A 26212-nucleotide genomic window follows, 5' to 3' on the forward strand; every position below is an offset into this window, starting at 1 on the left:
CAGCTTCATTTTCCTGTCCCGCTTTTTCTTTGATGAACTGAGAGGTTTTCGATGGAACTCACCGCCCTGACCGCTATTTCTCCGGTCGATGGCCGCTACGGCAGTAAAGTCAGTGTATTTCGCAGCATCTTCAGTGAATACGGCCTGATCCGGAACCGGGTAACCGTCGAAATCCGCTGGTTGCAGAAACTGGCTGCCCACCCCGCGATTACCGAAGTGCCCGCGTTCTCCGCCGAAGCCAATGCCTTCCTGGACAAGCTGGTCAGCGAGTTCAGCCTGGCCGATGCTGAGCGCATCAAGGAAATCGAGCGGACCACCAACCACGACGTCAAAGCGGTTGAGTACCTGATCAAAGAAAAAATTGCCGACGTGCCTGAGCTGCACGCCGTAACCGAGTTTGTTCACTTTGCCTGCACCTCCGAGGACATCAACAACCTGTCCCACGGCTTGATGCTGCGCGAAGGCCTGGATCACGGCCTGCTGCCGGCCATGGACAACCTGGTCGAAAAGCTGGCCGAGCTGGCCCGGGAGCACGCTGAACAGCCCATGCTATCCCGCACCCACGGTCAGACCGCCTCCCCGACCACGGTCGGCAAGGAACTGGCCAACGTGGTCTATCGCCTGCGCCGCCAGCTGATGCAGATCCGTGAAGTGGAAATCATGGGCAAGATCAACGGTGCGGTGGGTAACTACAACGCCCACCTGTCTGCCTACCCGGACGTGGACTGGGCTGCCAACGCCGAAGAATTCATCGAGAGCCTGGGCCTCGACTGGAACCCGTACACGACCCAGATCGAACCCCACGACTACATCGCCGAACTTTACGATGCCATTGCCCGCTTCAACACCATTCTGATCGATCTGGACAGGGATATCTGGGGCTATATCTCGCTGGGCTACTTCAAGCAGAAGACCGTGGCCGGTGAAATCGGATCCTCCACCATGCCCCACAAGGTGAACCCGATCGACTTCGAGAATTCCGAAGGCAATCTGGGCATCGCCAATGCCCTCTTCAGCCATTTGTCCGCCAAGCTGCCGATTTCGCGCTGGCAGCGTGATCTGACCGACTCTACCGTACTACGCAATCTGGGCGTTGGCTTTGCTCACAGCCTGATTGCCTACGAAGCGACCCTCAAAGGTCTGGGCAAGCTGGAAATCAACCCGGCCCGTCTGAACGAAGACCTGAACAACGCCTGGGAAGTACTGGCGGAGCCGATCCAGACTGTGATGCGCCGTTACAACATCGAGAAACCCTACGAAAAGCTCAAGGACTTGACCCGCGGCAAGGCCATGACACCCGAAGTCATCAAGAATTTCGTGGAAACCCTGGAGATCCCGGAACAGGCGAAGGCCGAACTGCGCGCCCTGACCCCGGACAACTACATCGGTAACGCGATCGACCAGGCCAAAGACATCTAGGCAGGAGCAACACCATGGATATGCTTGGCGGGCTGACAGCCAATGAATTTCTGCGCGACTACTGGCAGAAAAAGCCACTGGTTATCCGCCAGGCGTTTCCCGGTTTTCAGTGCCCGGTCAGCCAGGATGAGCTGGCCGGACTGGCCTGCGAGGAAGCCGTTGAATCCCGCATCGTCATCGAGAACGATGCCGGAAAACCCTGGCAGCTTCACAATGGCCCGTTCACTCCCGATCGTTTCAGCGAGCTGCCGGAGCAGGACTGGACCCTGCTGGTCCAGGGCCTGGACCACTGGGTACCGGAAATCGCTGATCTGCTCGACAACTTCCGGTTCATCCCCAACTGGCGGCTGGACGACATCATGGCCAGCTACGCACCGACAGGCGGTAGCGTTGGGCCCCACTACGATATGTATGACGTGTTTCTGCTGCAGGCCCAGGGCCACCGACGCTGGACCTTCGGCGGACACTGTGACCACAGATCGCCCCGGGTAGAGGGTACACCCTTACGGATTCTGAGCAGTTGGGACGGTGAAGAAACCGTGACCCTGGCGCCGGGTGACATGCTGTACCTGCCACCGGGCGTTGGCCATCATGGGGTGGCGGAAGACGACTGCATTACCCTGTCTGTGGGTTTTCGGGCACCTACCGTCGACGACGTACTGACCAGCTTTACCGACTACCTGAGCCAGAAGGAAAAAGCGGCTGAACATCTGGATGACCCGGATCTTCAGGTTCAGGAGAACCCCGGAACCATCGGCGCCGATGTCGTCGACCGTCTCGACGCCGTGATTCGGGAGCAACTCGGGGATCGCCGCAATCTGGCCCTTTGGTTCGGGCAGTTCGCCACCGCCCCCAAAAGCATGGACATCGTCGTTCCTGCCGACGAGCCGGCTGAGCCTGATGATCTGGCCGAAGCCATCCGGGCCGGCGAACAGCTGCGCTGGAACGAAGGCTCCCGCTTCGCTTACCATGAGCTGAATGATGAGACCGCCCTGTTTGTTGATGGCGAACAGTTTCTGCTCAAGGGCGATGCCCGTCCGCTGGCCCCCCTGCTCTGTGCCCGCTCCCGCATTGATATGGCGACACTGGCGGAATTTGCCGGCGACGAAGCCTTGCTGGGGCTGTTAACTAACCTCTACAACCAAGGCTCGATCTATTTCGAGTAAGCCATGGATCTGAGATTTCGAAAATACAGCTGGCAACTGGCACCCGGGTCGGTTCGCGAGATTCGCCAGCGGGTGTTTATCGATGAGCAGAAGGTGCCGCCAGAGCTTGAGTGGGATGACACCGACGAGATTGCTGATCATTATCTTGCCGTCGATGCGTCCAACCAACCCGTGGCCACCGCCCGCCTGTTTTCCGCCCTGGAAGAAACCGGCTACATCGGCCGCATGGCCGTGTTACCGGAAGCCCGGGGCAAAGGTGTTGGAGAAGCCCTGCTCAGGCACCTGATCGCCGAGTCTGCCGGCCGTTACCAGGAACTCCGGCTCTCAGCCCAGGAACATGCCACTGGTTTTTACCAACGATGCGGCTTCCACATCTGTTCGCTTACCCCCTATGAGGATGCCGGCATTCCGCACCTCGACATGCGCTGTCTGGCACCGGATCTCGCCCATCGGGCCGGTGCAGGACGCAGCAACCCGTTAATCCTGGGAGCCGATGAGGAATCCTGGCTGTTTGACCAGCCCTCATCCTTCATGAACCTGATGGATTCCCTGGTTGGCCAGGCTGGCCAGCGCCTATGGCTTTACGACCGGATTCTGGACCATGAATTCTACGACAGGCATCGCCTGCGGGAATTGGTCTCTGCCCTCGCCCGTCGCCATCGACTGAGCGAGGTCCGTTTGTTGATTCACGACGACAAGCCATTAGTGCAACGACGACACCAACTGGTAGAACTGATGCGCCGGCTCACCAGCCGCATTGAGCTCCGGCTGGTGAACGAGGACTACCCCATGGAGGATCAGCCCTTCCTGCTGGTCGACCGCCAGGGCGTGTTGTACCGACACAGCTTTGACAAGACCGAGGGCTTTGCCGATTTTTCCGCCGGCCGGCGGGTCCGGCTGATGGAAGAGGCGTTCCAGAAAATGTGGGACGCCGCGCGCCCCTCTCTGGAGTTACGCGAACTACCGCTCTGAGTGGGACACCTGAACCGCCTGAGGTGACTCGAAACTGGCCCCGAATGGCGCAAATTCCTCATCCACTTCTTCCGCCACTTCCACAATCAGTTTGCGCAGCCACTGATGGTCCGAGTTGTGCTGCAGCAGCGGGCTCCAGGCCATCTTGAGTTCAAAGGGCGGAATCTCAAAAGGCGGCACCTTAACCACCAGATTTGGATTATCTTTTTGCAGCCAGGCTGCTCTCGATGGCAGCGTGGCGATCAGATCGTGTTGTTCCGCCAGCAGCATCGCCACCTGATAATGGCGCGTAAACACGGAAATCTGGCGCTTGCGCCCCATTCTGCCCAGTGCCTCGTCCACCCAGCCCAGGCGTTGAACATCCTTCGGATTCACCCCCACCCCGACACCAAAACCGGTCTTGCTGACCCAGATATGACTGGCGTCCAGATAGGTATCCAGTGTAAACGGCTCTTTCAGGATCGGGTTCCGGGCGTTCATCAGGCACGCAAAGTATTCCGTCCAGAGGGTTTTCTGATGAAATGACTGGGGAATCTTGTCGAAACGGTTAATCGCCATGTCCAGGCGACCCTGCTCCACATCCAGAAAACTGACATCACTGGGCGTCAGAACATCCAGCGTGACATGCGGTGCTTCCTGTCGGATACGGCGCAACACCCGTGGCATCAGGCAGGATTCCGCGTAATCACTGGCCATGATCCGGAACACCCGCTGGCTCTCACCGGCCGCAAATGGCGTTTTTTCCTGCACCGCCTGCTCGATATCCGATAGAATCCCGCGAACCAGTGGCTGCAATTCCCTGGCCCGCTCGGTGGCCGTCATGCCTTCACTGGTTCGCACCAGCAGGGGATCGCCAAACAGATCCCGCAGCCTCCGCAAACCGTTACTCATGGCCGGCTGAGTGATGCCAAGGTGATTAGCCGCCTTGGTTACATTGCGCTCCCGCAACAGCACATCCAGGTACACAAGCAGGTTCAGATCAACACGGGAAATGTCCATAGGCAGCCAGACCTCACCGTCAGCAGCAGAGTGTATTATTCATTTCCGCAATATACAGGAATCTGAAAATTCACGTAATAAATGAGCCTACTGCCCTGATTACAACCTGAAAAGGACGAGATAGCATATTTCTGCTAGGCTTTCAGGGCGTTACCGAATAATATCAAAACCAATAAAACAAGCCCTCGGGCCAGACGTTCATTCAATCCGGAGCCTAACCCCACACCATGGATACCACTACCATTGTGCTGCTGCTCGCCGCGATCGTCACCGTTTCCCTGGTTATTATCGTTTTCAGCCAGATGCGGGAAAAAGCGAGGATCGAACGCGTTCGCAAAATGACGGCTCAGGAAGATGCCTACAACAAGGCCTACCGCCTGCTTACCGATATTCCCGGCCAATACCTCACGCCAGACCTTAAACTACTGCTGCTCAAGCGCATGGAAGACGCCTGCCAGGAACTGACCGCGCTGAAGAGTGATCAGCCGGTAAAACAGTGGCTGGAGAACATTGCGCAAACCAAAAAGCAGATTCTGGAAAAGAACGACCAGCGCCCACCCGTAAAAGTCGACTCTCCGGAAAAGTCCACCTACATCAAAGAACTGCTCCAGGCCTTGTTCAAGCTGATTGAGGCTATGCATAAAGCCGGCCGGATAGACTCTGCCACCGCCAAGAAGAATCTGAAGTATGTTCTGTTTCTGGTGCACAAAACCCACGCCGACCTGCACGTTTTCCAGGCCCGGGATTTCATTCGCCAGAACCAGATCCGCAAGGCCATTCACGCTTATCACCTTGCCAGTACTGAGATGGGCAAATCCCGGGACAACCCTCTGGCCATGAAAGCGGTGAAGAGTTTCCGTACCCGCATCAAGGAACTTGAGGAAATGAGCACAGAGGGCAAGATGAATGAGGAAAGCCATTCCAAGCTGGACAAGGAATGGGACAACTTTCTGCAGGACGACGGCACCTGGAAGAAAAAAGCGGATTACGACGACTGAACGCAGCTTCGTAAACGCCCATATCTCAAGGATGACGCAACATCGTGTTTAACAGAATCAGGCAACGGCTCTCCTATCGCCTCACCCGGGACACGGTCCTGGTCGCCATGGTGCTGGGCCTGGTACTGAACCTGATCCAGATCACCCTGGACTACTTCACCGCCCGGGAATCGATGGATCGCGAAGTTCGCGCCCTGATTGAAATCAGCCAGAGCCCGGCATCCCAGATTGCCTACAACATTGATGTCCGGCTCGCGGAGGAGCTGCTCGACGGCCTCTTGCAACACCCTGCCACCATAGACGCCCGAATTATTGACAGCGATGGCCAGACCATGGCTGCGGCCAGCCAGAGCAGCCCGGTTTCCCGCTATCGCTGGATCAGCGATCTGCTGTTTGGCGCCAGCCGCGTGTTCAATGAGGAACTGCAGGTGCCGCAATTGGCGGATCTGCCTCTGGGCCAGCTTGTTGTAACCATCGACACCTATCATTACGGCATACAGTTTCTCACCCGGGCGACCAATACCCTGATTATCGGGCTGCTGAAAAGCCTTGCGCTCTCCGGTGTACTGCTCGCCATTTTCTATTTTGTGTTGACCCGGCCCATGATGAACGTCATCAACGCCCTCAGTCAGGTGCGGGCAAGTTCTCCGGAGAAAGTCCGGCTTCCGATTCCGGAAAACCACAAAGGTGATGAAATCGGCACCATGGTGGGCATCATCAACCAGCACCTGGAAAACATGGAAGTGAGCGTAGCCAAACTGCGATCCGCCGAAAGCGCCATGAAAAACTATTCCAGCCAGCTGGAACGGGAAGTGGAGGACCGCACCCGGGAGATTTCGGAAAAAAATGAAGCTTTGCTGCGCGGTAACCGGGCGCTGGTCCGCGCCAAGGAAGACGCTGTTCGCAGAGCTCGCGCCCGGGCCAACTTTCTGGCAAGCATGAGCCACGAAATCCGCACACCACTCAACGGTGTTCTGGGCATGTTGGGTCTGGCACTGGAAAGCGAGAAAGACGCAGGTCAACGCAATCGCCTGGAAATCGCTCTGAATGCCGGTGAGAGCTTACTCGGCCTGCTCAACGACATTCTCGACATCTCCAAGGTAGAGGCTGGCAAACTCTCCCTGGAAAGCATTCCTTTCAGCATGAGAAAACTGATTGAAGAATGCGCAACCCTGCACGCTCAACAAGCCCGGCGCAAAGGCATTAACCTGGTTAACGAGACCGCGCCGGATTTGCCAGAGCATTTTCTGGGGGACCCCACCCGTACCCGTCAGATTCTGAACAATCTGCTCAGCAATGCCATCAAATTCACCGATGCAGGAACCGTAAAGATTCGCACCAGCTGGTCCGGGGGCAGCTTGCGACTGGAAGTCATCGACACCGGGATCGGTATGTCGAGAGAAGGCCTGCACCGGATATTCTCACCGTTTTCCCAGGCCGATACTGACACCACCCGCCTCTACGGCGGAACCGGGCTTGGGCTGACACTCTGCAGACAACTGGTGGAGCGAATGCATGGCCAGATTCTGGTGGATTCCAAGGAAGGCACCGGAACCCACTTTACCGTGACCCTGCCGCTTCCGGTACACCAGGGCGATGAACCGGAGATCGCAGAAGGCGTGCTACGACGCCTGAGCGATATTGGTATTGCCATGGCCCTGCCCCAGAGCAACCCTCACAGACTGGCCATCGAGTCCCAGTTGCGCTCCTGGAACATACCGGTGCGCAGTGCCAGTCGACATCCGGAAGGAATCCTGCTGATTGATGCCGCAAATTCGCCCCGGGAAAGCCTTGCCTTTGCCAATGACTGGCGAGGAGACGGGGTGATTCTGGCCGATCAGTCCGGAACCGCAACCAGCAATCACCCCAGACACTGCGTCGTGGCACTGCCGCTGCGAAGGGACGACCTGTTCCGATGCCTCTGCGCAGCCGGCGGACTGGGTTCGGGTGGGCAATCAACACGCCCGGATCGATCCCTTGGCACAGGCCAGCAACCGATACCGGCCCTAAACATTCTGTTGGTGGAAGACAATCAGGTCAACCAGTTGGTGGCCAGCAGCCTGTTGAAGAAACTGGGGCACCGGGTAGATCACGCGGAGAACGGGCGCAGAGCCCTTGAGGCACTCCAAAACAAAACTTACGACCTGGTACTGATGGACTGCCAGATGCCGGTTATGGACGGTTACGAAGCAACCCGTGCTATCCGCCAGAACCCCCAATGGCAGACGCTACCCGTCATTGCGGTAACCGCCAATGTGATGCAGGGCGATCGGGAAGATTGCCTGGCATCGGGCATGAATGACTACATCACCAAGCCCTACAATCGTGACGAACTCAGGGCGGTTATCGCTCGCTGGGCTCCGCTGTCTCCAGAACCTCCAACAGACTCCTGAGTTCCTGTCGCAGTGACAGCAATCGCTCCGGTTCAATATCCAGACCACACATAAGGCGGCCGGGCACGTTCGCTGCCTTGGCCCGCAGCGCCCGTCCGGCATTGGTTAGCCTCAGCCCAACCACCCGTTCATCCTCGGCGAGCCGAGCCCGTTGCAACAGATCCCGCTGCTCCAGGCGTTTAAGCAGCGGCGTCAAAGTGCCCGAGTCCAGTCTTAATCTGGCCCCCAGGTCGCTGACCCGCGGCTTGATTCCCTCACGGTCCGCTTCCCACATCACCAGCATGACCAGGTACTGGGGATAGGTCAGCCCCAGCTCCTCCAGTAACGGCCGGTACCTGGCAGTCACCGCCCGGTTCGCTGCATACAGTGCAAAACAGATCTGGTTATCAAGCGCCAGTATCTGATCGTTATCTGTCATGGTCAGAGCAATTTCTCGATATCGGCGCGGATGTCGGCCGGCTTCGCCGTTGGCGCATAGCGCCGCACAACCTGACCTTCCCGGTTGACCAGAAACTTGGTGAAATTCCACTTCACTTTCTCAGAACCCATCAGGCCTTTGGCCTCACGTTTCAGGAACCGAAACAGCGGATGCGTGCCGTCACCGTTCACCTCAATCTTGGCGAACATGGGGAAACTGACACCGTAGTTCAGGGAACAGAACTGGCTGATGGCATCGTCGTTACCAGGATCCTGATTCATGAACTGGTTACATGGGAAACCCAGCACCTCAAACCCACGCTCCCCCAATTCGTCATGGAGCGACTGCAGCCCCTCAAATTGGGGCGTAAAACCACATTTTGAGGCCGTATTTACGATAAGCAGAACCTTGCCCCGATAATCGTCCATGGAAACTTCATGCCCTTTGATATCTTTGGCACTGAAGCTGTAAATGGTTTCGCTCGCCATGAAATATCTCTCCTGTATTGGCCGGCTTCGGCCGATTTGTATGAACGACTGATTTACATTGTGCACAATATAATTTCCCACAACAACACCGCAAATTGTCAGTTCGGGTCAGCCTGATGACACATCACTTCAAAGACGGTCCGTAAACTATCCTGATTTGGCCACAATTCCACACAATTGCCCCTGTTACCCCGAGGCGTCCCTCCGCTAGAATAAGGCTTTCGTTCAGAACCTTAGCGAAGGACCCAGGCTCCCATGCAGAACTTTTTCAAATCCGCCAAGCTCGACAATGTCTGTTATGAAATTCGTGGCGTGGTTCTGCGTGAGGCCCGCAGGCTCGAGGAAGAAGGGCACCGCGTTCTGAAGCTGAATATCGGCAATCCGGCAGCCTTCGAGCTCGACGTGCCGGAAGAAATCCAGCAAGACGTCATCTACAACATGCACCAGGCCCAGGGCTACGTGGAATCCAAAGGCCTGTTTTCGGCCCGAAAGGCCGTGATGCACTATTGCCAGCAGCGGGGCATCGCCAAAGTCGATATTGATGACATCTACCTGGGCAATGGCGTCAGCGAGCTGATTGTGATGTCCATGCAGGCATTGCTGAACACCGGCGACGAAGTACTCATTCCGGCCCCCGACTACCCGCTCTGGACCGCCGCCGTCACGCTGTCCAGCGGCAAGCCGGTGCATTACCGCTGCGACGAACAACAGGACTGGTTCCCGGACATTGACGATATTCGCAAAAAGATTACCCGTCGGACCCGGGCTATTGTGCTGATCAACCCGAATAACCCGACCGGTGCCGTGTATTCAGAGGAACTGCTACAGCAGGTTCTGGAACTGGCCCGGGAACACAATCTGATCATCCTGTCGGACGAGATCTACGACAAGATTCTCTACGATGGTACCCAGCACACATCCATTGCCTCGATGGCGGACGATGTGCTGTTTTTCACCTACAACGGTCTGTCCAAGAACTACCGGGCGGCCGGTTACCGTTCTGGTTGGATGATCATCAGCGGAGCCAAACACAAGGCCCGGGATCTGATCGAAGGCATCGACATGCTGTCGAACATGCGCCTTTGCGCCAACGTACCGGCCCAACTGGCAATCCAGACCTCTCTGGGCGGCTATCAGTCCATCAACGATCTGGTGGCACCGGGCGGGCGTCTGTACGAGCAGCGCGAGACCGCCTGGCGCATGCTGAACGACATTCCCGGGGTGAGCTGCGTCAAGCCCAAAGGGGCGCTGTACCTGTTCCCAAGGCTGGACCCCAAGCACTTCCCGGTGGTGAATGACGAGAAGCTGGTTCTGGATCTGCTGCTTCAGGAGAAAATTCTTCTGGTTCAGGGCTCGGCCTTCAACATTGATGACAAGCAGCATCTCCGGGTTGTTTTCCTGCCCAGAGCGGACACGCTGTCGGATGCCATGGGCCGTCTGGGCAATTTCCTTGAACACTATCGCCAGTAAACCGGAGTCAGTATGGCAGACATTCATGTCGAGGAATTCTACAAGGACGTTGCAATTGCTCTGGTTCAGCTCTACATGTCGTTTCCCCGGCGGGTAAACCTGTTCGTGGAGGATATCGCCGGGCCAGACGAGCCCGACGAATTCGGCCTGCACAGCAAACGCCATATGGCCTGTTTCGGTGCCCTGCTCTGGCTGTCCGAAGAAGGCCTGCTCCGTTACGTGGATACCATTCGCCAGGAAGCTCTGGATCAGGCGGTGCTGACCCGGGAGGCATTTGTTCGGCTCAGCGCCCCGGCCCCGCAGGCGCTTCTGAGGGAACTGTCGGCGGTTTCAAACGAGCCCGAATTGCCGCCTTCTGTTCAGAAAGACTTGTCCACCTATATTCATCTGCTGCGCTCCGCCCTGAAAAGCGGCAGCTCCAGCCGCATCAGTCTGGCGGTGCAATCAACCTTCTTCAACGATTCAGGCCTGCAACCCGTTCATTAAATGGCGTTAAGGTTCTTGAACCGCTGAACCGGATCCACATATATCGGTCAGAAAGGCAATACGTTTCCCGGTAAGCTGATACAGGAAAAAACCATGCGTATTCTGTTGTTTCTGGCCACCAACCTGGCCGTTATTCTGGTTGCCAGTTTTACCCTGCGACTGCTGGGGGTCGATAGTTATCTGGCACAACAAGGCATCGACTACGGCTCGCTACTGGCGTTTGCGGCGGTGTTCGGCTTCGCTGGTGCGTTTATCTCGCTGTTTCTCTCCAAGCCCATGGCGAAGTGGAGCACCAAAGCCCGGGTGATCGACTCGCCTCGCACGCCGGCGGAGCGCTGGCTGGTTGAAACCGTCGCGGAGCTGGCAAAGAAAGCCGGCATCGGCATGCCCGAAGTGGCGATCTTCCCTGCTCAGCAATCCAATGCCTTTGCCACCGGATGGAATAAAAACGACTCTCTGGTGGCGGTCAGCGAGGGGCTGTTAAGCCGCTTCGACAAGGACCAGATCCGGGCCGTACTGGGCCATGAGATTGGCCATGTGGCCAATGGCGACATGGTGACTCTGACGCTGATCCAGGGCGTGGTAAACACCTTTGTTATCTTCGCATCGCGGGTGATCGGCTCGTTCGTGGACCGGGTCATCTTCAAGAATGAGAACGGCCATGGTATCGGCTTTTTTGTCGTGAGCATCGTGGCAGAAATCGTGCTCGGCATCCTGGCCAGCACCATCGTATTCTGGTTCTCCCGTCGCCGGGAATACCGTGCCGACATTGCCGGTGCCCAACTGGCAGGGCGAGGCGCCATGATCAGCGCCCTGTCGCACCTGAAAAAGGAAAGCGAGGTTCCGGATCAGATGCCGGACACCCTGCAGGCATTCGGTATCAACCGGGGCGCCCGCGAAGGTCTGGCAGCAATGTTCATGACCCACCCGCCGCTGGAGGACCGAATTGCAGCGCTACAGAACGCCAAACTGTAATCACATGAAAAAGGGCGCCACACAGGCGCCCTTCTCTTTTGACGAGCAAGACATCCAGGGTGTCAGATCTTCAGTTTGAACCCGATGGCCCTGAAGCTATCCTGAATCGACTTGCTGCTACCCTTCAACTGCACTTTCAGACTCGAGCATTCCCTGCGCACCGGGTAGTCCCTGCGTAGCCTGTCGAAGGCCTGCGCCCGCTCTTCAGGATTACCGCGCATGGTCAGCCGCAGGCGGGCATCGTCCCGGCGGGGATCGTAACAGGCGCGCAAAGCAACCTGAACGGCCTCATCCTCATCAGCACTGCTGGTAAAGGACACTTTACTGAGGGCCGGCTCCGGCAGAAACTGTCCGGCTTTCTTGCGCACAGGCAGCCCCAGGTAACGGCACAGGGCCTGGTAGATCATCTCCGTGCCCTGCATCTTGCCTTCCAGGCTGTAGCCGGCAATGTGAGGCGTCGCCAGCCACACCCGGTCTAGCAGATCCGGGTTGATTCTGGGCTCATGCTCCCAGACATCCAGCACCACCGTGGGCGCGTCTGCCTGCTGAAGCCGGGCAAGCAATGCCTCTCCGTCTATCACCTCGCCCCGGCCGGCGTTGATCAACAACTGATCCTGCCCAAGCGCCGCGAGCTCGCTGCCCGCGATCATCCGGTTGGTGGGATGGTCTCCAGTTCGCGTCAACGGCGTGTGCAAGGTTACAACGTCACACTCCAGAGCCTCGGCCAGCGGCACAAACTCCTCTGCGCGCTCTTCTTCAGCTTCCTGCCTGGGCGGATCACAGAGCTTTACCGTGAAATCCAGCCGCTCCAGCATTCGGGCCAACTCACCACCGACATTGCCCACCCCGACAATCCCTACCGTCAGGGATGACCAGTCTTCAATACCCCGCTTTTCTGCGTACAGGGACAATACCGAGAGCACATACTCAGCCACACTGACGGCATTGCAGCCTGGCGCAGCGGCGAAACCGATGCCTTGTTCCTGGAGCCAGGTCTGGTCTATGTGGTCCGTTCCAATCGTGGCCGTACCAACGAACCGCACCCGGGCACCATCCAGCAACTGCCGGTCTACCCGGGTTACCGAACGGACCAGAAGTATATCGGCATCCCTTACCTGGTCCGGAGCCAGCGTCCGGCCATTCACCCGGCGAATCTCTCCGATGTCGCCAAAAAAGGAATCCAGTAAGGGTATATTCTCGTCCGCAACGATCAGCATAACAGTGGTCTCACCAGTGACTCTCAATGACGACGTGGTCTGGGCCCGCGACCGCTGTTGCCCTGCGGCCGGCGACCACCCCGCTTGCGGGTAATCGGCGGGTTATCCATGGCGGCTGTCAGATTCTCATCAGGCACCGCCGTCTTCAGCTTCTGGCTGATGTATTTTTCAATCTCCGGCAGGGCAAACGCGTCCTCTTCACCAGCGAAGCTCACCGATACTCCGGTTTTACCGGCACGGCCAGTACGACCAATGCGGTGAACGTAATCTTCGGCATTGTCTGGCAAATTGTAGTTGAATACATGGGTCACGCCGTTTACGTGGATGCCACGGCCCGCCACATCGGTAGCAACCAGCACCTGGATCTGCCCCTTCTTGAACTGGTCAAGCGTTTTCAGCCGCTTGTTCTGGGCAATCTCGCCAGACATCAACGCCACTTTCACACCCTGGTTTTTAAGATCCTCTTCAAGATCACGGCACTGGTCACGACGGTTGGCAAAAACAATCGCTTTCTCTACTTCCGGCCGCTTCAGGTAATTCACCAGTACCGGCAGCTTTTCGTTATCGGACACCAGGAAAACGGTCTGTTCAACTCGTTCTGCAGTCTTCTGTTCCGGCTCGATTTCGACAAACTCGGCATTGCGGGTCCACATGGATGCCAGGTTGAGGACATCCTGGTTGAAGGTGGCACTGAACAGCAGGGTCTGGCGCTCATCCTTGGGGGTACACTTGCGGATGATGCGCTTGACGTCCGGGATAAAGCCCATATCGAGCATCCGGTCCGCCTCATCCAGAATCAGGATGTCGAGCTGATCCAGAAAAACATCCTGTGAGCCCAGGAAATCGATCAATCGGCCCGGGGTAGCCACCAGGATGTCGACAATTTCGTTCTGCAACTGCTCCCGCTGCTTGTCGTAGTTCATCCCGCCAACCACAGTAACCACATTGTGGCCAGTGTAATGACACAGCTGTTCGGCGTCCTTGGCAATCTGCATGGCCAGTTCGCGGGTGGGCGCCAGCGCCAGAACACGAGGCTCGGAGGCAAAACGCTCTTTCTCGTCGATCGGAGTTTCCAGCAAAGACTGAATCGCGGTAATCAGAAAGGCTGCAGTCTTGCCGGTGCCCGTCTGAGCCTGGCCAATGAGGTCTTCACAGGCCAGGGTCCAGGGCAGCGTTTCTGCCTGAATGGGCGTGCAGTACTCGAAGCCAATTTTGGAAATGGCATCCAGCAGTCGCTTGTCCAGATTGAGGTCGCTGAAGCGTAAATCGCCGGTATGCTTTGGTTCTGATGTCATAGGGGTTCAGGTATCCTTGATTGATCGTATTCCTGCTCTGCAGTTAACAGACGGGTCTTCACTCGAGCCCAGGTTTCATCTATCCGGGCACCAGTGCTGTAAAACTGCAAGAGCGAATCGTAGAACTGCTGTGCACGGCGGGGTAATCCACAGGCAAGGTAATCGCTCGCCTGGTTGAGCACATTCAGGCGGAATGCATCTCCATCGGCAGCGCCTCCGCCGGCGAGGTTGTCGACACTGATGTGAAAGCGGAAGCCGGCCGCCAGGGAAAACAGACACTCTATGGCCTGAGGTTTCACCTCCACCTGCTCAAACGCTTGCTGCTGTTCAGGTGTTCGTCCATCCGGACAGTACCAGTATCCGTAATCGTACATTGTGCGCCGATGCTCACCGGCAATGCACCAGTGGGCAATCTCGTGCAGGGCACTGGCAAAAAAACCATGGGCAAAGACTACCCTGGCAAGACCCTCGGGCTCGCTCACAGGGAGATATTCCGGTTCTTCGCTGCCCCTGACCAGAATCGTCCGGTATGATTCCCGGAACAGGTCATTGAACAGCATGATAAGATCGTCTGGATTGTGATTCATCGGTTGGCTATTGTGCGACTTTAACGCGGCCAATACCAGTGGGAACTTTCGCCACAGCATGGTGTCCACTGGCTTCGAACCGACTTCATGCATACCAGAATCAGGAAATGACCGTATCCATGTCAGCAGTCCAGGCCTTCAGTGCTCCTACGCGAAATCAGTTCTACCATCTTTTGCTTGTGTTGGCAGTGGTTCTGTCGCTGGCGTCTCCCGGAGCCAAGGCTCTGGGGTCCGGCAATGGCAGCCTGTTTGGTAACAGCGAATTTCTGCCGGTAGATGAAGCACTGCCCTTTGATTACACCACTGATAACGGGGCTGTGGTGCTGGCCTGGAATATCACCCCCGGCCATTACCTCTATAAAAGCCGCATACAGATCAATGCCGTAACTGATGGTGTACAGGTTGGCGAACCCGGCTTTTCTTTGCCGGGCACGCTGACTGAAGACGAATTCTTTGGTGAGATCACCGTTTTTTTTGATCCGGTCCAGGCCAGGGTCCCCATCACCCTGCCCGACGGTGTCCGGGAAGCGGAGCTTCAGGTGACGTACCAGGGCTGTGCAGAGGCCGGGCTTTGTTATCCCCCGCAGACCCGGGACATCCTCTATTACCCTGGTGGCGACGCTGCCGAGACCGCTGCCAACAGAGTGACCTCCGATACCGGAAATGCGGCGCCCGCAGATACCTCCACCGCGACCGGCCTCGCCGGCTTTCTGTCCAGCCAGTCGATCTGGATGATCGCCGGCGTATTCTTTTTGCTCGGTCTGGGGTTGACCTTTACACCCTGCGTTCTGCCCATGGTGCCTATCATCTCCTCCATGGTCTCCGGGCGTAATACAAGAACCACCAGCCACGCATTATTGCTGTCGGGCAGCTATGTGCTGGGCATGGCATTGACCTACGCCGCGGCGGGGGTCATTACCGGCCTGCTGGGCGCCAGCTTCAATCTCCAGGCGCAGCTACAGTCGCCCTGGGTGCTGAGTGTTTTCGCTGGCCTGTTCGTGGTCTTTGCGCTGTCGATGTTCGACCTGTTCGAAATCCAGTTACCACGTTTTATTCGGGAACCCCTCAACGATGCCAGCCATCGCCTGACTGGTAGCCGTGTCGCCAGCATCTTCGGCATTGGTGCCCTTTCAGCACTTATTGTCTCGCCCTGCGTGTCTGCGCCACTGGCCGGCAGCTTGCTGTACATTTCCACCACTCAGGATGCCGTGATCGGCGGTGTGGCGCTGCTGGCACTGGGCCTGGGCATGGGAGTTCCCCTGATTCTGGTTGCCGTTGGCGGCCGGAAACTGCTGCCAAGCTCAGGGCACTGGATGACCACGGTGAAGCACTTCTACGGTGTCATGCTGCTGGCCGTGGCTATCTGGCTGGTTGAGCGCCTGGTACCGGTCTGGTTCAGCCTGACCATGTGGGGGCTGCTGATTGCTATTACTGGCGTACAGCTGGGCGCATTCGATGCCGCCAAGGCTGGCTGGCAGCGCACCCGTAAGGGGCTGGGGCTGGTTATGTTTGCCTATGGCCTGGCCTTGCTGGCCGGTGCCGTCAGCGGCGCCAACGACCCGCTCAAGCCGCTGGCGCCCTTTGTCGCCTCCGCGGCGCCGGGACCAGTGGCGGGCGAGCTATCACATGCCAGCTTCCAGCGTGTTGAGGATCCGAACCAGATCCGCGCATTGCTGGCCAATGCCAGTGACCGGGGGCAGCCCGTCATGCTGGACTTCTATGCGGACTGGTGTATTTCCTGCAAAGTCATGGAACGCAATGTGTTCAGCGATCCCCAGGTCATCCAGGCACTGTCACCCTACACCCTGCTGCAGATCGACATGACGGACAACACGCCCGCCCAGCAGGCCCTGCTGGATGAACTCGGCCTGTTTGGCCCCCCGGCAATACTGTTCTATCAGGCGAGCGGGTCAGAGCTCAGCAACGCCCGCGTACTGGGCGAGATGGATCGGGATCAGTTTCTGGAGCACGTGGCCAACGTTGGTCAGAAACTCTGAGTCAGGCGGCCTGACAGCGGCGGATCAGAAACAGGAATTCGCCGCCCGCTTCCTGCTGGCTGAGAAGTTCGTGCCCGAGAAACTGGCAGAACCTCGGGATATCCCGAGTGGTTGAAGGATCGGTGGCCACAACCCGCAGCACCTGCCCAACCTCAACATCGTGGATGCGATTGTGCAGCATCATGACCGGCTCGGGACAGAACAGTCCCCGTGCGTCCAGTTCTGCGTGATAATCATGATCCGACAAGCGTGACCTCCTACAAGTAGCGTGATTTTTCTGAATCCAGTGCTAAATTATTGTTTATAGCAGCGAAAATAAAGGGAGATTGTCATGATTCGGGTACTTATTGAACGCCATATTGCCGAAACTCTGGAGTCGGCCTACGAAGACCGGGCCAGAAAAGTGTTACAGCAGGCCGTCAGTGCCCCGGGTTTTATCTCCGGTGAGACCCTGGTCGACTGCCGCGACCCCAACCATCGCATGACACTGGCAAACTGGCGCTCAGAGGCAGACTGGGATCGCTGGTACCGCTCTCCTGAACGCCGGGAATTAATGGCGGAACTCACCCCCATGATGGACCGGGATGAAGCCATTACCGTGCTCCAGCACAGCGATATGCCGTGAGCCCGGTGATCAGTCCAGGCGCTCGATGAAGCAGGTTATTTCTTCCCGGTCATGGTAGAGGTGCCGGGCCCGGAGCCGGCAATTGAGCTCGGCCTCCGCCAGCCCCTGCAGCAGTATGTCCCGGCAGATCAGCCACTCCTCATAACGTTTCTTCATGGGTAGTTTGAGATTGAACACGGTGTAGCGACACAGCTTGCCGCCTACCCAGTCCAGCGCCAGGCGCGCAGTTTTTCGGGGCTTGTCGACGATATCGCAGACCATCCAGTCCACGGCCCGCTTCGGGCGCCAGGCGTAGCCATCAGCCCGGACATGCTCAACATGCCCCGTGGCCATCAACTCTGGATTCATGGGGCCATTATCGACCGCCGTCACCATCATGCCCTGCTGTACCAGTTGCCAGGTCCATCCGCCGGGAGCGGCGCCCAGATCCACCGCTTTCCGCCCCCCACCCAGGTAGTCCAGATAACGATCTTCAGGAATGAAGACTTTCCACGCCTCTTCGAGTTTGAGCGCAGACCGGCTGGGCGCGGAGGCAGGCAAACGCAAACGGGGTATGCCCTGCGGAAAAGGGGATCGATTATCGGCCAGGCTTAACCCGACAACGGCCGTTTCAAAATCCAGCAACAGCAACTCCAGACGGTCACCTTTGGCACTGTCCGAGTCCTGCGCCAGCAAGCCCGCCTCCCTGAGTCCGCGGGACAGGGGTGCCACCCATTTTCGGGCAAAGTTGCCCAGATCGCGGTCTTCATTGGTTTCCGTAAGCCGGGTTTCCAGTCGTGATGCCAGGCTGCCCTGCCAATCGGCGCCCCGGAGGAACTCGATAACGGCTCCAACCCGGTCCCTGGCCGGCAGCGGGCAATCGCCAATCACCAGAAACCAGTCCCGCACAAAGACCAGCTCGCCCAGCGGTATTCTCTGCATCAATTCAAAGGCGGATTCGGGCCCGCCAAGGGTAAACCGCACGAGCCCTGCGTTCCTGATCGGCTGAAAGTAACCGAACAGGCCACAAGCGGCCGCCGAATCCATCAACTCCTGGCCCGCCTCGGTTTCAAACCCCGGGCGACACATCAGCATTATCTGTTGCATTCCATAACCTTGTTGGTGACCACTGTCAGGATTCTGACGCACTGACAGCGATAAAACTTGAACGTGTTTAACGGCAGCACTTGTTCACGCTGGCTACACTTTCCGCCTCCCAACGTACCGCCTGGTGGAAGATGCTCCGACTCTGGAACCTGCTTACGGCCTGTTTTCTGGCCACAGCTGGCCTACTGTTCAGCGGCCAGCTTGCGGCTATGGAACCGTGTCCCGCTCTTGATGCCGCCAGCCCGGACGCCCGAAGTGCGATCAACCACCACATCTGTTTCTACTCGGCCCGCCCGGGTGAACCGGCCCATTCTGCAACCGCACCGGAGGAACTGCCGGCTGAACTGGCCTGGAAATCAGCCCGGGGCCATGATCTGGTATTCAGTCACACGGATTCCGTGTACTGGATTCAGCTCAATGTCCGCAACAGCAGCACCGAATACGGTCTCTGGTACCTGAAGCTTCATTACCCACTGCTGGATGAGGTGACGTTCTGGCAAAAAAACCGGCACCAAAGCGGTTACAGCCCTGAAGATGCCCGACCACCGCTGGCGACCGGCGACCTGTTCCCGTTTTCCACAAGGGGCATAGATTACCGTTATTTCCTGCTCCCCGTCACACTGGATGCTGGAGAAAGCCGAACCATCCTCATCCGGGTGCACAGCAGTGGTGCACTCAATGTGCCTCTGGGCCTGATGACACCGGGTGAGGTAGTTGCCGAAAGCAACCACCTCACCCTCGTGCACGGGCTGTTTTATGGCGCCATGCTGATATTAGCGGCGTTCAACCTTCTGCTGTTCTTCAGTGCCGGCACCCGTTATTACTTTTACAACGCCTTTTACATCACCTCGCTGGGTATGTTCCTGTTCGCCATGGGCGGCTTCGCCAACCAGTACTTCTGGCCAAACAGCACGGCGCTGGCAAATCTCTCCATTCCACTGACCCTAGCAGTCTGCGCGCTGGCGATGGCCCTGTTTGGCTGGTCCTTTCTGGAGGTCGGCCCCGGCACGCTTTCTGCCAAGGCGTTGAAATCACTGGCTACCGTCGCCGCCGGCGCTGTAACACTGACCTTCATAATTCCCTATACAAAATCCATTCTGATCAATACCGCGCTGGCGCTGACAGTTATTGTGACACTGCAGCTCATCGCCTACGTGCGCTGGCGACAAGACTATAAACCAGCATTCTGGTACCTGGCAGCCTGGATGGTGATGGTTATCGGCGCACTGATCTACGCCATGGCCGCGTTCGGCTATCTTGGCGATTACCCGGCCCGGGAAGTGATGATGCAGGCGGTCGTCGGCGGCCAGGTGATACTGCTGAACTATGCCCTGGTGCAACGCTGGCGCCTCCTTAATCAGAAACTGCTGGATGTGGAGCATCAGGCCCGGACGGAACTGGAATTGAAGGTTCATGAGCGCACCGCCCAGCTCCGTAACACCATGCGGGAACTGGAGCAGGCGAACAGGAAACTGGCGTCTTTAAGCCTCAACGATGCGCTCACTGGCCTGTACAACCGACGCCACATGGACAATCTTCTGCCTGAACTCTGCAGGGAAGCCCGTCGGACCGGGGGCCCATTAACTCTGGCCCTGATTGATGCCGATCACTTCAAGCGAATTAACGATACCTGGGGCCATGACTTTGGGGATCAGTGCTTGAAACAGATCGCGGGCATTCTGGATGAGCACGTCAAACGCCCCAGGGATGTGGCCATCCGGTTTGGCGGTGAGGAATTTGCCCTGCTGCTCCCAGGAACCGATCTGGAGGGAGCTCGCGCGCTCTGTCTCGCCATACTCAAGGCCATGCGGGAAATCGCACTTGTCGCTCCGGACAATGAGTCTTTCCATCTGACACTCAGCGCCGGGATCGCCGAACTGTGCTCGGGTGAGGAGCCAACTGACCTGTTTCGAAAAGCCGATGAAGCACTCTATCAGGCCAAAGGCGCAGGGCGGGATCAGATCGTACTCGCCAATCGTGTTTCAACGCCTGATCAAAGTACGGCATCTTCGGCAAACTGACGCGTCAGAAGAGCAGCCTGCGCAATCAGGTCAGCCTGTTGTTCTGGCTGCCGCGCCAGAGGCTGAAAATCGTGATTTCCGCCGTCCAGCCAGCACAGCCGGGTAAGGCCCGGAATCTGCCCCTGCGCCTTCAGCTCATCCGGTTTGCCGAATGGGTCCCGGGTACCCTGCACCACCAGTAGAGGAACCGCAACCTCACCCAGATGTTCAATCCGCCAACGATCCAGCTTCCCCGGCGGGTGAAACGGATAGCCGTAACAGGCAACGCCATCAACATCCCTGGACCTCCCGGCAGCCAGAAGCGTGGCCATCCGCCCTCCCATTGATTTCCCCCCCACCAGCAGCGGTACCTGACTTCCGAGCTCCTCTCTGGCCAGGGACACCTGATCTTCAAATGCCGCCAGCAAAGCCGGCTGCCGATCGGGCGGTCGTTTTCTGCCATCCTCCCGACGCTTCACCATATAGGGAAACTCGAACCGCACACTTTCGATGCCCTGCCCTGCGAGAGCCTCCGCTAACAACTCCATGAACAATGAATCCATGGGCGCGCCAGCACCGTGGGCCAGTATCATTACGGCTTTGGCATCTTTTCCGTAGCCTTTGGTCTTAATTCTTTTCACCAATTTTCCCTCTCTCGCTCCTGTCGCGGATCAAACCCGGTGACAGAATGGATCTGGCAAGCCATTAAAGCGTCAATAAAAACACATTGAATAGACTTGCAACTTACTGGCCAGCCTACTGATTCCGGCGGATTTGACGGATGTCATAACTTGATCTTGATCATTGCAAAGGAATAATCGTTTCTCCATACTTGCCCCCGCATAATTCCCCATCCTGAACCCATTGGTAAGGCTATGAGCACAGTAAATGCAAACCTGACATACAACTATAAGGTGGTGAGACAATTCGCCATCATGACAGTGGTATGGGGTATTGTAGGTATGGCTCTGGGTGTGCTGATTGCAGCACAGCTGGTTTGGCCATCCCTCAACCTCGACCTGCCCTTTACTCACTTCGGTCGCTTGCGGCCGCTGCATACCAACGCCGTAATCTTCGGCTTTGGCGGAAGTGCCCTTTTTGCAACGTCCTACTACGTCGTTCAGCGAACCTGCCAGGCTCGCCTGATGTCTGACGGGTTGGCGGCGTTCACCTTCTGGGGCTGGCAAGCGATCATCGTGGCTGCTGCCATCACCCTTCCGATGGGCCTGACAACGTCCAAGGAATACGCCGAGCTGGAATGGCCGATTGACATCGCGATTGCGGTTGTCTGGGTCAGCTACGCCCTGGTGTTCTTCGGAACCGTGATGAAGCGTAGCACTCCGCACATCTACGTTGCCAACTGGTTCTACGGCGCGTTCATCATTACCGTTGCTGTACTGCATATCGGTAACAACATGGCGCTGCCGGCCACCGCCTTCAAGTCGTACTCCGCCTATGCGGGTGTTACCGATGCGATGATGCAGTGGTGGTACGGTCACAACGCGGTGGGCTTCTTCCTGACTGCTGGCTTCCTGGGCATGATGTACTACTTCGTTCCCAAGCAGGCCAACCGTCCGGTTTACTCCTATCGCCTGTCTATCGTGCACTTCTGGGCACTGATCGCCACCTACGTATGGGCCGGTGGTCACCACCTGCATTACTCCGCTCTGCCTGACTGGGCACAGACCGCAGGCATGGTCATGTCCCTGATTCTGCTGGCGCCGTCCTGGGGCGGTATGATTAACGGCATGATGACCCTGTCCGGTGCCTGGCACAAACTGCGCACTGACCCTATCCTGCGTTTCCTGGTGGTTTCTCTGTCCTTCTACGGTATGTCTACCTTCGAAGGCCCGATGATGTCTATCAAGACCGTCAACGCTCTGTCCCACAACACTGACTGGACCATCGGCCACGTGCACTCCGGCGCCCTGGGCTGGGTTGCCATGATCAGTATCGGCGCGGTTTACCACCTGATTCCGAAACTGTGGGGCATCCAGGCAATGTACAGCACTGCCCTGATCAACGCTCACTTCTGGCTGGCTACCGTAGGCACCGTGCTTTACATCGCCGCCATGTGGGTGAATGGCATCATGCAAGGTCTGATGTGGCGTGCAGTGAACGAAGACGGCACCCTGACCTACAGCTTCGTAGAAGCGCTTGAAGCCTCCTACCCGGGCTACTTTGTACGCTTCATCGGTGGCGCGATCTTCCTGACCGGCATGCTGATCATGGCCTACAACGTGTACATGACCGTACGCCAGAAAGACGCCGTTGCAGAAGATAATGCTGCGGTTCAGGCGGCGTAAGGGAGAGAGACCAGATGAGACACGAAATAGTCGAAAAGAACCTTGGTCTGATGATCGTGCTGATCGTGCTGACCATCAGTGGTGGTTTCCTTGCGGAAGTAGTGCCCCTGTTCTTCCATAAAGAGGTGAACGAGCCGGTCGAAGGCCTGGAGCCTTTGTCCGCTCTGGAACTGGAAGGCCGGGACATTTACATCCGTGAGGGCTGCCACGTGTGCCATACCCAGCAGATCCGTCCGTTCCGGGCTGAGACTGAGCGTTATGGTCACTACTCCGTTGCGGGCGAGTTCGTTTATGACCGTCCGTTCCTGTGGGGTTCCAAGCGTACCGGGCCGGACCTGGCTCGTGTAGGTGGTCGCTACTCGGATGCCTGGCAGCGCCAGCACCTGTACGATCCACGCAGCGTGGTACCCGAATCCAACATGCCTGCCTTCCCGTGGCTGTTCGAGAATCGTGTTGATCACGGTTCCATTGAGTCCCGGATGAAGACGCTGCAAACGCTTGGCGTGCCATACAGCGACGAGCAGATTGCCAACGCAGCAAATGAGATCGAAGGCAAATTTGAAATCGAAGCGCTGGTCGCATACCTGCAGCAGCTGGGTACTGTGATTTCAGAGAAGCGGTGATCCCATGGATATTAATGAGTTACGCGGCATTCACACGCTGCTGGTAATGGCAGCGTTCTTCGGAATCGTCTGGTGGGCGTACAGCGCCCACCGCAAGAAGGCCAACGACGAGGCAGCACACCTCCCCTTCGATGACGACGAAGTCGAAAAGCGTACTCTCGAACAGGAAAAAACGGAGAAGAAACAATGAGTACCTTCTGGAGCATCTGGGTCAGTGTGATCGTGCTCGGTACCGTTTTCGGCTGCTGGTGGCTCCTCTGGGCCACCCGCAAGAGCCAGACAACCGATACTGAAACCGACCGGACAATGGGCCATTCCTTTGATGGCATTGAGGAATACGATAACCCTCTGCCGAAATGGTGGTTCTACCTGTTCGTAGCAACCTGCATCTTCGCCCTTGGCTACCTGGCTCTGTACCCGGGCCTGGGCAACTTCAAGGGTCTGCTGGGATGGACATCCACCAACCAGTGGGAAGCGGAAGTGGCAGCTGCCGAAGAGAAATATGGCGAAATCTATGCCCAGTTCGGCGACACTGCCATTCCTGAACTGGCGCAGAACGATGACGCCATGAAGATCGGCCAGCGCCTGTTTGCCAACAACTGTTCGGTCTGTCACGGCACCGCCGCTCGCGGCCAGGTGGGCTTCCCCAACCTGACCGACGACGACTGGCTGTGGGGTGGTCAACCAGACCAGATCCTGCACAGCATTGCCCAGGGTCGTAACGGCAATATGCCTGCAAAGGGCGTCATGCCGAATATGACCAATGAGCAGGTCGATCAGGTGGTTAACTACGTGCTGAGCTTCAGTGGACGCGAAGAAGATGCCGAGGCGGCCAAAGCTGGCGCCCAGGTGTTCGCACAGGCCTGCGTTGCCTGTCACGGTCCGGAAGGCAAAGGTATGGAAGCCATGGGTGCGCCCAACCTGACCGACAATGTCTGGCTCTACGGTTCCACCTATGAGTGGATCAAGGAGACCGTGATGAACGGTCGCCAGAACCAGATGCCTGCACAAGGCGGTCGCCTGACCGACGACCAGATTCAGATCCTGGCGGCATACGTTTACAGCCTGTCTAACTGAATCCGACCAGGCCAGGCTCGCCCTGGCCTGGTCTTCTCAACCCTGTATCTGCGCCCGCGGGTACAGGCTTGAGAAGATCAGCTGACCCTCCGAGGCCCGCTCCCAGCTTTACCACTCACCGGGAGGTACCCATGAGCAACGAGATTCCGGTCAAACAGGTTGACCCGAAAGGCGATTCCTCCAATAACAAGAAAAAGCCAGAAACCGTCGACCTGTACGCCAGTCGACAGAAAATCTACGTCAAGGAAGTCAAAGGCTTTTTCCAGCGAATCCGGAATGTCAGCTTGACTCTGCTGATGGGCATGTACTTTCTCTTCGTTTGGCTTACCCTGGACGGGCAGCCCCTGATCCACTTCGACTTGCCTGCACGAGAATTTCACCTGTACGGCGTGACCTTCTTCCCGAAAGATTTCTTCCTGCTATCGGGCATGCTGATCATTTCAGCGTTTGGACTCTTTTTCATCACCACTCTGTTCGGTCGGGTCTGGTGTGGCTATACCTGCCCCCAGACTGTCTGGACCTTTATTTTCATGTGGATCGAGGAAAAGGTTGAGGGCAGCCGCAACAAGCGGATGAAACTGGATAAATCTCCGAACTCCAGGGAGAAACTTGCCAAAAAATCGATCAAACACGCGCTCTGGCTGTTTGTTGCGCTGGCGACTGGCGTCACCTTCGTTGGCTATTTCTACCCTATCCGCGAACTGATCGTTGACCTCTTCACTTTACAGGCCAACGGCTGGGCCTATTTCTGGGTAGCCTTCTTTACCGTCGCCACCTATCTGAACGCCGGCTGGATGCGGGAGCAGGTGTGCCTGTATATGTGCCCGTACGCCCGATTCCAATCCGTGATGTTTGACCCCAACACCCGGGTTGTTTCCTACGACCCCAACCGGGGCGAGCCACGCGGCAGCCGCAAGAAAGGCGTCGAACCCGCCGAAGTTGGCCTGGGTGACTGTATTGATTGCGGCCAGTGTGTTCAGGTCTGCCCCACCGGCATCGATATCCGTGACGGCCTCCAGTACGAGTGTATCGGCTGCGCCCTGTGTATCGACGCCTGCGATGAAGTTATGGAGAAAATGAACTATCCCAAGGGACTGATTCGCTACACCACTGAGAACGAACTGGAGGGTAAAACTTCCAAACTGCTACGGCCGCGTACCTTTGGCTACGGCGCCGTGCTCATACTGATGATCAGCGCGGTGATCTTTACCATTGCCACCCGGGTTCCGGCCAAGATGGATGTACTGCGGGATCGCGGCGCCCTGTTCAGTTTTAACGGCGAAGGGCGGGTGGAAAACTCGTATACCGTCAAGATCCAGAACATGTCAGAAGTACCGCAAACCTTCAGCCTGTCTGTGGACGGCCTTGAAGACATGCGTATTCTGACAGACACCACGGTAACGGTGAGCAGTGGCGAGAATCTCTCATTGCCCACGGTTGTTGATGTGCCACCGGAAGCGCTGGTGGATACCAATAACGACATTCGTTTCTACGCCGAGTCCCAACCGGATTCATTGATTAAACTTGAAACTGAAAGCCGGTTTGTTGGTCCAAGGCCCCGCTAACAAGAGGGCCCGACAACCGGCTCTGAAGCCATAAACCGAGACAAGACCGT

General features: G+C 57.3%; 25 protein-coding genes. 16 read left to right on the top strand and 9 right to left on the bottom strand.

Translation table 11 applies throughout. From position 1 onward, the window contains the following. Positions 1–51 precede the first annotated feature (51 nt). The 3 genes from purB to Q675_RS38515 are packed head-to-tail and all read left to right on the top strand — an operon-like array spanning position 52 to position 3557. Positions 52–1419, top strand: coding sequence for an adenylosuccinate lyase (gene purB, locus Q675_RS21395; RefSeq protein WP_011785244.1), 1368 nt, complete (start codon positions 52–54; stop codon positions 1417–1419). A 14-nt stretch (positions 1420–1433) separates the two neighbouring features. Then, positions 1434–2585 (top strand): cupin domain-containing protein, encoded by a 1152-nt coding sequence (locus tag Q675_RS21400; protein ID WP_011785245.1) that lies wholly within the window; start codon positions 1434–1436, stop codon positions 2583–2585. A gap of 3 nt (positions 2586–2588) precedes the next feature. Continuing rightward, complete coding sequence (locus Q675_RS38515; protein WP_011785246.1) at positions 2589–3557, top strand: GNAT family N-acetyltransferase; 969 nt, start codon at positions 2589–2591, stop codon at positions 3555–3557. Here the strand turns inward: Q675_RS38515 and Q675_RS21410 are convergent. Further along, complete coding sequence (locus Q675_RS21410; RefSeq protein WP_011785247.1) at positions 3546–4556, bottom strand: LysR family transcriptional regulator; 1011 nt, start codon at positions 4554–4556, stop codon at positions 3546–3548. The genes Q675_RS38515 and Q675_RS21410 overlap by 12 nt on opposite strands. Before the next feature lie 227 nt (positions 4557–4783). On the opposite strand from Q675_RS21410, the gene Q675_RS21415 reads away from it, so the two are divergent. Further along, the gene (locus Q675_RS21415) at positions 4784–5554 is read left to right on the top strand and encodes a hypothetical protein (RefSeq protein WP_011785248.1); all 771 of its coding nucleotides are present in this window, start codon (positions 4784–4786) and stop codon (positions 5552–5554) included. Between the two features lie 44 nt (positions 5555–5598). Further along, positions 5599–7947, top strand: coding sequence for an ATP-binding protein (locus tag Q675_RS21420; RefSeq protein ID WP_023010445.1), 2349 nt, complete (start codon positions 5599–5601; stop codon positions 7945–7947). Here the strand turns inward: Q675_RS21420 and Q675_RS21425 are convergent. Together Q675_RS21425 and Q675_RS21430 are read right to left on the bottom strand one after the other, a co-directional pair. Next, entirely contained in the window at positions 7898–8365 is a 468-nt protein-coding gene (locus Q675_RS21425; protein ID WP_011785250.1) for a MarR family winged helix-turn-helix transcriptional regulator, read from the bottom strand. The genes Q675_RS21420 and Q675_RS21425 overlap by 50 nt on opposite strands. Positions 8366–8367: 2 nt before the next feature. Continuing rightward, positions 8368–8853 (bottom strand): glutathione peroxidase, encoded by a 486-nt coding sequence (locus Q675_RS21430; RefSeq protein ID WP_011785251.1) that lies wholly within the window; start codon positions 8851–8853, stop codon positions 8368–8370. A gap of 255 nt (positions 8854–9108) precedes the next feature. Between Q675_RS21430 and Q675_RS21435 the strand changes: the two genes are divergently transcribed. The 3 genes from Q675_RS21435 to htpX all read left to right on the top strand — a co-directional run bounded on the left by Q675_RS21435 (position 9109) and on the right by htpX (position 11784). Then, positions 9109–10323: a pyridoxal phosphate-dependent aminotransferase gene (locus Q675_RS21435; protein ID WP_011785252.1), complete on the top strand. Its 1215-nt coding sequence runs from the start codon at positions 9109–9111 to the stop codon at positions 10321–10323. Positions 10324–10335: 12 nt separating this feature from the next. Then, positions 10336–10809 (top strand): hypothetical protein, encoded by a 474-nt coding sequence (locus Q675_RS21440; RefSeq protein ID WP_011785253.1) that lies wholly within the window; start codon positions 10336–10338, stop codon positions 10807–10809. A 93-nt stretch (positions 10810–10902) separates the two neighbouring features. Continuing rightward, positions 10903–11784, top strand: a complete 882-nt coding sequence (gene htpX, locus Q675_RS21445) for a protease HtpX (RefSeq protein WP_011785254.1) — start codon at positions 10903–10905, stop codon at positions 11782–11784. Positions 11785–11846: 62 nt separating this feature from the next. Here htpX and pdxB read toward each other — a convergent pair whose 3' ends face one another. Genes pdxB through Q675_RS21460 form a run of 3 tightly spaced genes read right to left on the bottom strand, consistent with a single transcriptional unit; the run spans position 11847 to position 14856 of the window. Next, a complete protein-coding gene (gene pdxB / locus Q675_RS21450) occupies positions 11847–13001 on the bottom strand; it encodes a 4-phosphoerythronate dehydrogenase PdxB (protein WP_022991801.1) in 1155 nt (384 codons plus the stop codon). A 23-nt stretch (positions 13002–13024) separates the two neighbouring features. Next, entirely contained in the window at positions 13025–14296 is a 1272-nt protein-coding gene (locus tag Q675_RS21455) for a DEAD/DEAH box helicase (protein WP_014421207.1), read from the bottom strand. Beyond that, positions 14293–14856 carry an elongation factor P hydroxylase gene (locus tag Q675_RS21460; protein WP_227499482.1) on the bottom strand — a complete coding sequence of 188 codons (564 nt, stop codon included), beginning with the start codon at positions 14854–14856 and terminating at the stop codon, positions 14293–14295. The genes Q675_RS21455 and Q675_RS21460 overlap by 4 nt, the downstream gene beginning before the upstream one ends. Before the next feature lie 146 nt (positions 14857–15002). Here Q675_RS21460 and dsbD point away from each other — a divergent pair, with 146 nt between their 5' ends. Further along, the gene (gene dsbD, locus Q675_RS21465) at positions 15003–16880 is read left to right on the top strand and encodes a protein-disulfide reductase DsbD (RefSeq protein ID WP_152525341.1); all 1878 of its coding nucleotides are present in this window, start codon (positions 15003–15005) and stop codon (positions 16878–16880) included. A gap of 1 nt (position 16881) precedes the next feature. Here dsbD and tusA read toward each other — a convergent pair whose 3' ends face one another. Next, positions 16882–17127 (bottom strand): sulfurtransferase TusA, encoded by a 246-nt coding sequence (tusA, locus tag Q675_RS21470; RefSeq protein ID WP_011785259.1) that lies wholly within the window; start codon positions 17125–17127, stop codon positions 16882–16884. Between the two features lie 84 nt (positions 17128–17211). On the opposite strand from tusA, the gene Q675_RS21475 reads away from it, so the two are divergent. Beyond that, positions 17212–17505 carry an antibiotic biosynthesis monooxygenase family protein gene (locus Q675_RS21475; RefSeq protein WP_011785260.1) on the top strand — a complete coding sequence of 98 codons (294 nt, stop codon included), beginning with the start codon at positions 17212–17214 and terminating at the stop codon, positions 17503–17505. A 9-nt stretch (positions 17506–17514) separates the two neighbouring features. Here the strand turns inward: Q675_RS21475 and rlmM are convergent, their stop codons facing one another. Continuing rightward, on the bottom strand, positions 17515–18591 hold the full coding sequence (gene rlmM, locus Q675_RS21480; RefSeq protein ID WP_031210493.1) for a 23S rRNA (cytidine(2498)-2'-O)-methyltransferase RlmM: 1077 nt from the start codon (positions 18589–18591) through the stop codon (positions 17515–17517). Between the two features lie 209 nt (positions 18592–18800). Between rlmM and Q675_RS21485 the strand changes: the two genes are divergently transcribed. Further along, positions 18801–20612: a diguanylate cyclase gene (locus Q675_RS21485; protein ID WP_227499483.1), complete on the top strand. Its 1812-nt coding sequence runs from the start codon at positions 18801–18803 to the stop codon at positions 20610–20612. Here the strand turns inward: Q675_RS21485 and Q675_RS21490 are convergent. Further along, positions 20585–21232, bottom strand: a complete 648-nt coding sequence (locus Q675_RS21490; protein ID WP_011785263.1) for an alpha/beta family hydrolase — start codon at positions 21230–21232, stop codon at positions 20585–20587. The two genes, Q675_RS21485 and Q675_RS21490, sit on opposite strands and share 28 nt — an antisense overlap. A 234-nt stretch (positions 21233–21466) precedes the next feature. Between Q675_RS21490 and ccoN the strand changes: the two genes are divergently transcribed. From ccoN to ccoG, 5 genes are all read left to right on the top strand, one after another. Continuing rightward, entirely contained in the window at positions 21467–22897 is a 1431-nt protein-coding gene (gene ccoN, locus Q675_RS21495; protein ID WP_011785264.1) for a cytochrome-c oxidase, cbb3-type subunit I, read from the top strand. 14 nt (positions 22898–22911) lie between these two features. Next, positions 22912–23520 (top strand): cytochrome-c oxidase, cbb3-type subunit II, encoded by a 609-nt coding sequence (gene ccoO / locus Q675_RS21500; RefSeq protein WP_011785265.1) that lies wholly within the window; start codon positions 22912–22914, stop codon positions 23518–23520. A 4-nt stretch (positions 23521–23524) separates the two neighbouring features. Then, positions 23525–23710 carry a CcoQ/FixQ family Cbb3-type cytochrome c oxidase assembly chaperone gene (locus Q675_RS21505; RefSeq protein ID WP_011785266.1) on the top strand — a complete coding sequence of 62 codons (186 nt, stop codon included), beginning with the start codon at positions 23525–23527 and terminating at the stop codon, positions 23708–23710. Beyond that, on the top strand, positions 23707–24597 hold the full coding sequence (gene ccoP / locus Q675_RS21510; protein ID WP_011785267.1) for a cytochrome-c oxidase, cbb3-type subunit III: 891 nt from the start codon (positions 23707–23709) through the stop codon (positions 24595–24597). Before Q675_RS21505 ends, ccoP begins: the two co-directional genes overlap by 4 nt. A gap of 131 nt (positions 24598–24728) precedes the next feature. Beyond that, positions 24729–26162, top strand: a complete 1434-nt coding sequence (gene ccoG, locus Q675_RS21515) for a cytochrome c oxidase accessory protein CcoG (protein WP_011785268.1) — start codon at positions 24729–24731, stop codon at positions 26160–26162. Positions 26163–26212: the final 50 nt, after the last annotated feature.

It is taken from the genome of Marinobacter sp. EN3 (assembly GCF_000475315.1).
Lineage (GTDB): Bacteria > Pseudomonadota > Gammaproteobacteria > Pseudomonadales > Oleiphilaceae > Marinobacter > Marinobacter nauticus.

Bases quoted from the DNA above. Each gene is read 5' to 3' on its own strand.
- purB (WP_011785244.1), top strand. From the start codon at position 52: ATGGAACTCACCGCCCTGACCGCTATTTCTCCGGTCGATGGCCGCTAC.
- Q675_RS21400 (WP_011785245.1), top strand. From the start codon at position 1,434: ATGGATATGCTTGGCGGGCTGACAGCCAATGAATTTCTGCGCGACTAC.
- Q675_RS38515 (WP_011785246.1), top strand. From the start codon at position 2,589: ATGGATCTGAGATTTCGAAAATACAGCTGGCAACTGGCACCCGGGTCG.
- Q675_RS21410 (WP_011785247.1), bottom strand. From the start codon at position 4,556: ATGGACATTTCCCGTGTTGATCTGAACCTGCTTGTGTACCTGGATGTG.
- Q675_RS21415 (WP_011785248.1), top strand. From the start codon at position 4,784: ATGGATACCACTACCATTGTGCTGCTGCTCGCCGCGATCGTCACCGTT.
- Q675_RS21425 (WP_011785250.1), bottom strand. From the start codon at position 8,365: ATGACAGATAACGATCAGATACTGGCGCTTGATAACCAGATCTGTTTT.
- Q675_RS21430 (WP_011785251.1), bottom strand. From the start codon at position 8,853: ATGGCGAGCGAAACCATTTACAGCTTCAGTGCCAAAGATATCAAAGGG.
- Q675_RS21435 (WP_011785252.1), top strand. From the start codon at position 9,109: ATGCAGAACTTTTTCAAATCCGCCAAGCTCGACAATGTCTGTTATGAA.
- Q675_RS21440 (WP_011785253.1), top strand. From the start codon at position 10,336: ATGGCAGACATTCATGTCGAGGAATTCTACAAGGACGTTGCAATTGCT.
- htpX (WP_011785254.1), top strand. From the start codon at position 10,903: ATGCGTATTCTGTTGTTTCTGGCCACCAACCTGGCCGTTATTCTGGTT.
- pdxB (WP_022991801.1), bottom strand. From the start codon at position 13,001: ATGCTGATCGTTGCGGACGAGAATATACCCTTACTGGATTCCTTTTTT.
- Q675_RS21455 (WP_014421207.1), bottom strand. From the start codon at position 14,296: ATGACATCAGAACCAAAGCATACCGGCGATTTACGCTTCAGCGACCTC.
- Q675_RS21460 (WP_227499482.1), bottom strand. From the start codon at position 14,856: ATGCTGTTCAATGACCTGTTCCGGGAATCATACCGGACGATTCTGGTC.
- dsbD (WP_152525341.1), top strand. From the start codon at position 15,003: ATGTCAGCAGTCCAGGCCTTCAGTGCTCCTACGCGAAATCAGTTCTAC.
- Q675_RS21475 (WP_011785260.1), top strand. From the start codon at position 17,212: ATGATTCGGGTACTTATTGAACGCCATATTGCCGAAACTCTGGAGTCG.
- rlmM (WP_031210493.1), bottom strand. From the start codon at position 18,591: ATGCAACAGATAATGCTGATGTGTCGCCCGGGGTTTGAAACCGAGGCG.
- Q675_RS21485 (WP_227499483.1), top strand. From the start codon at position 18,801: ATGGAACCGTGTCCCGCTCTTGATGCCGCCAGCCCGGACGCCCGAAGT.
- ccoN (WP_011785264.1), top strand. From the start codon at position 21,467: ATGAGCACAGTAAATGCAAACCTGACATACAACTATAAGGTGGTGAGA.
- ccoO (WP_011785265.1), top strand. From the start codon at position 22,912: ATGAGACACGAAATAGTCGAAAAGAACCTTGGTCTGATGATCGTGCTG.
- Q675_RS21505 (WP_011785266.1), top strand. From the start codon at position 23,525: ATGGATATTAATGAGTTACGCGGCATTCACACGCTGCTGGTAATGGCA.
- ccoP (WP_011785267.1), top strand. From the start codon at position 23,707: ATGAGTACCTTCTGGAGCATCTGGGTCAGTGTGATCGTGCTCGGTACC.
- ccoG (WP_011785268.1), top strand. From the start codon at position 24,729: ATGAGCAACGAGATTCCGGTCAAACAGGTTGACCCGAAAGGCGATTCC.